General features: G+C 70.8%; 5 protein-coding genes. All 5 read left to right on the forward strand.

What is annotated here, in order from left to right:
• Positions 1–127: 127 nt before the first annotated feature.
• On the forward strand, positions 128–385 hold the full coding sequence (locus R8F63_21865) for a DUF1272 domain-containing protein (GenBank protein ID MDW3221264.1): 258 nt from the start codon (positions 128–130) through the stop codon (positions 383–385).
• A gap of 8 nt (positions 386–393) precedes the next feature.
• Positions 394–3,066: an adenylate/guanylate cyclase domain-containing protein gene (locus tag R8F63_21870; GenBank protein MDW3221265.1), complete on the forward strand. Its 2,673-nt coding sequence runs from the start codon at positions 394–396 to the stop codon at positions 3,064–3,066.
• 57 nt (positions 3,067–3,123) lie between these two features.
• Positions 3,124–5,160: a hypothetical protein gene (locus R8F63_21875; GenBank protein ID MDW3221266.1), complete on the forward strand. Its 2,037-nt coding sequence runs from the start codon at positions 3,124–3,126 to the stop codon at positions 5,158–5,160.
• Positions 5,153–5,551, forward strand: coding sequence for a hypothetical protein (locus R8F63_21880; GenBank protein ID MDW3221267.1), 399 nt, complete (start codon positions 5,153–5,155; stop codon positions 5,549–5,551). The genes R8F63_21875 and R8F63_21880 overlap by 8 nt, the downstream gene beginning before the upstream one ends.
• Before the next feature lie 45 nt (positions 5,552–5,596).
• The coding region (locus tag R8F63_21885; protein ID MDW3221268.1) for a hypothetical protein at positions 5,597–6,034 on the forward strand (438 nt) is incomplete at its 3' end.

The raw sequence follows: 6,034 nt of genomic DNA on the forward strand, positions 1-6,034 counted from the left end.
ACCCAACGTGGGATGCAACCACGGACGGTGGTCGACTCCATGGTGCCCGGTTTCACCCTGCGTTGTAAACGCCGGGGCGGAATCGGCACGGTTTCCCACCGGCGACCGGGTCGGCGACACTGGGAGCGTGCTTGCTCTGCGACCCAACTGCGAATGGTGCGACCGCGACCTGCCTCCGGACTCGCCGGCGGCCCGCATCTGCACGTTCGAGTGCACCTGGTGCGCCGACTGCATCGACGGGCCCGACTCCGAGCACCGGGGCGTGTGCCCGAACTGTGGGGGCAATGTCGTACCCCGGCCGATACGCCCGGCCGCCTTGCTGGAGTCCGCGCCCGCCTCGACCGAGCGGGTGATCAACCCCGTCGGCCCGGCCGCGCGGGGCTGAACGGGAACATGGCGGACATCCCGGCGGGCATCGTCACGTTCCTCTTCACGGATGTCGAGGGTTCGACGCGCCTCTGGGCGGCCGACGCCGAGGCCACGGCCGCCAGCCTCGAGCAGCACGACGCCATCGTGCGCGAAGCGATCACCAGCCGGGGCGGCCATGTCTTCGGCTGGGCCGGTGACCACTTCCGTGGTGCGTTCGAGGATCCGAAGGCGGCCGTCGGCGCCGCGATGGCCGTGCAGCGTGCGCTCCAGGAGACGGACTGGGGATCGGGGCCACCCCTGCGGGTCCGCATGGGTCTGCATCGCGGGCGTGCGACCCAACGCGACGGGGACTACTTCGGCCCCGTCCCCAACACCGCGGCGCGTCTCGAAGCCGCCGCGTCGGGCGGACAGATCCTGCTGTCGCAGGCGGTCGCATCGGTGGTCGACGTCGAGGTCCTCGCGCTCGGCCAGCACCGACTCCGCGACGTGCCGGACCCCGTCGAGATCGCGCAGGTCGGCCTGGCGTCCTTCCCGCCGCTGCGGGTCATCGACCCGTCGCTCAGCACCCTGCCCCTGCCCGGGTCACCGCTCATCGGCCGTGAGGACGAAGTGGGTCGCGTGCGAACGCTGCTCGAACACTCGCCGATCGTGACGCTGACCGGCACGGGGGGTTGCGGCAAGACCCGGCTCGCCGTCGAGATCGCCCACCAGGAGCTGCCGAGCCGAGCGGACGGCTGCTACTTCGTCGACCTCTCGTCCGTGTCGGACGGGTCGGAGCTCCCGGCCGCGATCGCGAGCGCGGTGCGCCTCGAGTTCGGTGGGTCGACGGAGGACGCGCTCGGCCAGGTGATCGACCATCTCGCGGGGCGTGACGCGCTGCTGGTGCTCGACAACTGTGAGCACATCCTCGACGACTGTGCGGACTTCGCCGAGCGCCTGCTCGGTCGCAGCAACGCGACGGCGATGCTCGCCACCACCCGTCAGCGGCTCGAGGTGCCGGGTGAGCAGGTGGTCGCCGTGGGGTCGCTGGACGACGCGCTCCACGGCTCGGCGGTGCAGCTCTTCATCGAACGCGCCGAGTCGGCGAACCCGACCTTCACCGCGGCGGCGCTCGACGACGACACCCGGGCGGTGGTGCGCGAGATCTGCGCCCACCTCGACGGCATGCCGCTGTCGATCGAGCTCGCGGCGGCCCGGGCGGCCGTCCTCACGCCCCAGGAGATCCTCGACCGGATGGCGGACCGGTTCCGCCTGCTGTCCGGCGGCCGGGGTCGACAGAAGCGCCGCACCCTCCAGGCGACCCTCGACTGGTCCTATGACCTGCTCGACGAGGACGAGCAGGCCTTCTTCCGGCGCTGTGGCGTGTTCGTCGGTTCCTTCGACCTTCCCGCCGCGGTCGCCGTCAGCGGGTTCGACGACTACGAGGCGATGGACCTCCTCCAATCGCTCGTCGCCAAGTCGCTGCTGTCGATCGACGAGACGCCGGACAACCCCAACACCCGCTACCGCCTGCTCGAGACGATCCGTATCTACGCCGGCGATCTGCTCGCCCGGTCCGAGGACGTCGTCGCCGCCCGTGAAGCCCACCTCGAGTGGATACGCGGTCGCGTCGTCACGCCGGACTTCTCCGAGGGGGCCGATCTCCGTCGGGCGGTCGATCTCCGCCACGACTGGCCGAACATCGCGAGCGCGCTGGAGTGGGCGCTCGTCCGGGGGAGCGATCCGCGGACGGGCGAGGCCGGCGCCGAGGTGGCCGCCCAGATCGCCTTCGGCTGCCAGGCGCTCTGGGACTCCCAGGTGCCGGCCGTGGAGGGTCGCCGGTGGATCGAGCAGATCCTCACCGGGGTCGGCCCCGGCCCGTGTCGCGACTGGCTCGTCTACATCCACTCGGTTCTCGCCATGCAGCTCGACGACTTCGTCGTCACCCATCGCCAACTCGACGGACTCATCGCCGCACCCGACACCGATCCCCAGGTGCAGGCGCAGGCCATCGGCCTGATGGCCTTCCTCGCGTGCCGGGAGCATCCGGAACGGGCGCGACTGCTGGTGGAGCAGGGGGAGCGGATCTGCGAGGAACACGACCTCAGCGGTGAGTACCTGGTGCCGGCCCAGTGGGCGTCCGGATGCCTGGCGCTCTACGAGAACCGCATCGGCGACGCCCGCGCCCGGTTCGAGCGCGCCCATGGCCTGCTCTCGTCGGTCGAGGGCCGGACGAACCACTTCATGATGTCCGGCCTGTCGCTCGCCTCCGCGGAGATCCTGCACGGCGATGCGGCGCAGGCGCTCGACACGCTGGGCAGCTTCGACTGGGGCCTCAGCGTGTGGGACTCGTCGCCCGTCGTGCGCGCCGTCGCCCTGATCGATCTCGGGCGGGTGGCGGAGGCGGCGGACCTCGTCGTGGGCTACGGCTACGACGCCTTGCGGGGCCGGCTCAGCCGGATGCCCAACGACGCCCTCGTCGGGTTCGCCGCGCTCGCGATCAATCGAGGCGAGCGCGACCATGCGTGGCTGCTGCTCCAGCAGGCGGCGGCGCCCAAGACGCCCTTCACCATCGGGCTGGCCGAAGGTCTCGCCGACCGCATCGGCCACGGCGAGGAACTCCGGGCGGTTCACCGTGGTCGGGCCCGGCCGCTCAGCGAGTTGGACGCGACGCCGGCCCTGCGGGTCGAACTGGAGCGGATCCGCACCGCCCGGTGAGCGCTCCGTTCGGAGACGTCTTGACAAGAGACATTGAAACAGCATGAAATACATTCAATGTCATCTACGCACACCGGAGGGCCGGATGTCATCCGGCTCGACCTCGGCGGCGCCCGCCAGCTCGTCCACGTCCTGAGCGACGCGGCGGACGGTCTGCGCCGCGACCAGAGCGCACTCGCGGTCCTGCTCGACGACGCCAGCGCACTGCTGCGCCACGATCGGCGCGACGCCCTCACGTCCATCGCCTCGGCGACGACGCGCATGGACTCACTGGCCGACGACCTCGGGCTCCGGCTCGTGATCCTCGACCGGCAGACGGCCGCCACGGGGGCCGTCGACGCGTTGACCGCCCGACTCCGTGACTTCGACGGGCCGCCGAACGATCCGGCCCGGGCTGCGCTCCAGCGCGAGCGCTACGAGCTCGTCCTGCGTCTCGTCGACGGCGACGAGCGTGTCGCCATCCGGGTCGTCGGGGCGCTCGCCGGGTCGGGGTCGATGGAAGCCGCATCGCGTACCGTGCTCGACGCCCTGATCCGCGAGGCACGCGTGGATGACGTGATGCACGAGCTCGGACTGGACCTGAGCGCCGCCGAGGCGCTGATCGACCGCCACGACGCGGCCGTGGCCGAGCTCGTCCGCCGGGGCCATCGCCCGACCGACGCCGTCGCCGCGGTCGCGCTCGCCCAGGAGTACGGCCTCGACCCCGAGGTGCTCGGCGACCGTGCGTTCGCCCGCGGGATCGGTCTGCTCGATGCGACGGGACATGCCCTCCAGGCGCAGGGGTTCGGTCTCACCCTCGATGAATACGACGCGCTCACCGGCCTGTACGAGCACTTCGCGGTGTTCGACACGGCGAGCTTCACGGAGGCCGACGGCCGGGTCTCGGCCGCCGACCTCCGCTTCGTCGTCGAGGAGCCGTGCCACTTCACCGACGTCCAGGTGCGCGCGGCCGAACTCCTCCTGGCCAGTCCCGACCTGCTCGCCCGGCTCGACACCGCCAACGCCAACGACGACCTGTTCGGCGACGCCGAGGATGCGGCGCCCGTCGGCTTCGGGAGCGTGCGGCCCGGCGACGGCCTGATCGCCGACGTGGATCTCGAGGCCTTCATGCTGAAGTCGCAGCTCCACGCGATCCTCGGTCCGTACGCGGACGACATCGACATCGGCGACGACCCGAAGGCGATCGTCGACGGCTACCGGTCCGAAGCCGACGTCCGGGCGTTCCTCGCGGACAACCCCGAGCTTCCGCCCGTGGTGGTGACGGCAGCCGAGACGATGATCGCCGGCGGTTGGTTCGACGAGTCGTGGTGGCAGGAGCACAAGAACACCATCGCCATGGGTGCCGCGCTGGTGGCGGGTGGGCTCGTCGTGATCGCCACGTCCGGCGGGGCCTCCGTGCTGGTCGTCGGCGCCGTCGGGGCGACCGCGGCCGCCGCCACCACGGCGGCGATCAACGTCGGAACCGACGACGACCTCCTCGACGACATGGTCCGCAACACTGCCGGCGGATTCGTGGTCGCCCTCGGCGTCCACGGCCTGCATGCCGGGCTGGTCCGGGCGGGCTCGGGCGCCCAGGCCCTCGCTCGCGTCCACGGCGTGGCCGAGGCGACCGCCGGAGGGACGGACCTGATCCTCAGCGGCTCGCTGGACCCCCTCATCGCCGACGACTGGGAGCAGACCGTCAAGGACTGGGTCACCCCGGTGAACGCCGCGGCCACGGCGGTGGACATCGCGGCGGGCGGGATCATCGACCGCTTGCCGATGGCGAGCTACGACACCCTCGAGGAACAGCTCGAGGCGCTCACCGCACAGATCAGTCGCCAGAAGCAGCTTCGTCACCTGCATCCCACCGTCGAACACGGCGGCTACTTCCTCGACTCCGTCGACGCCCAACGTGTGCTCGACGCGGTTCACGACGGCAGCGCCGAGATCCTCGGCCGGCGCCGCGCCGGCCACATCGTCGTGCGGGTCGAGGACGTCCTCGGGACCCATGTCAGCGGCGACCGGGTGCTGACCACCGATGTGTTCCTGATCAAGGGAACGGCGCGCCCGAGCGTCGTCCCCACCAACCCCACCGGAGGAATCCTTGTCTGAGCCACCCTGGCGCGGCCCCCACTACCCGACGTCCGACGAATACGCCTTCTTCATCGACATGGCCGCGGCCTCTCGGAGCGGGCTCCAGGGTCGGTTCGACGCGAACCTCTGGGGCCTCGCCATCACCCCGGACTACGCGGCGCGACTGGTCCACTTCGAGTTCTCCTTCGAACACGAGCCCTCGGTGCTCGACCGCTTCGAGATGGGCGAGTTCTACGACACGTTCGCGGAGAAGACGCTCGACTGGATCGACTGGCGCCACCGCCGCATCGTCGCACCGCGGGCCGATCTCCGGATCGATCGAACGGATCCGAGACGCTGGATCCACCTGACGCGCGATCCCACGGTCGGCGCGCCGGACGGCATCGAGCCGCAGGAAATCGACTACTGACCCCACCCGGTGCGAGCATGGTCCACCCACCCGAAGGAGCGCCCCATGCCCGATGTCGCCAACGACCGCCGTCTCGACCCCCGCCTGCGGGCGATGCTCGCGGCGTTTCCGGAGATGACGCCGACGGACGCGGCCAGCTGGGAGGAGATCGTCGAGAACGCCGCCGCCAGCGAGATGGGTGCGTTGATCTCCCAGATGATGGACGCCAACGACACCGAGGAGATCGCGCCCTCCGCCGGTCTGCGGGTCACCGAGCACGAGTTCACCTCGTCGCCGGACGGCAACACCATCAAGTTGCGCTTCGTTCGTCCGGACAACGACGAGGTCGTGCCCGGGATCTACTACATCCACGGCGGCGGCATGGCCTCGATGTCCGCCTACGACGGGAACTATCGGGCGTGGGCGAGGATCATCGCCGCGAACGGCGTGGCGGTCACGATGGTCGACTTCCGCAACTCGGTGTCTCCGTCCTCGGCGCCCGAG

The organism is Acidimicrobiales bacterium, from assembly GCA_033344915.1.
Lineage (GTDB): Bacteria > Actinomycetota > Acidimicrobiia > Acidimicrobiales > Aldehydirespiratoraceae > JAJRXC01.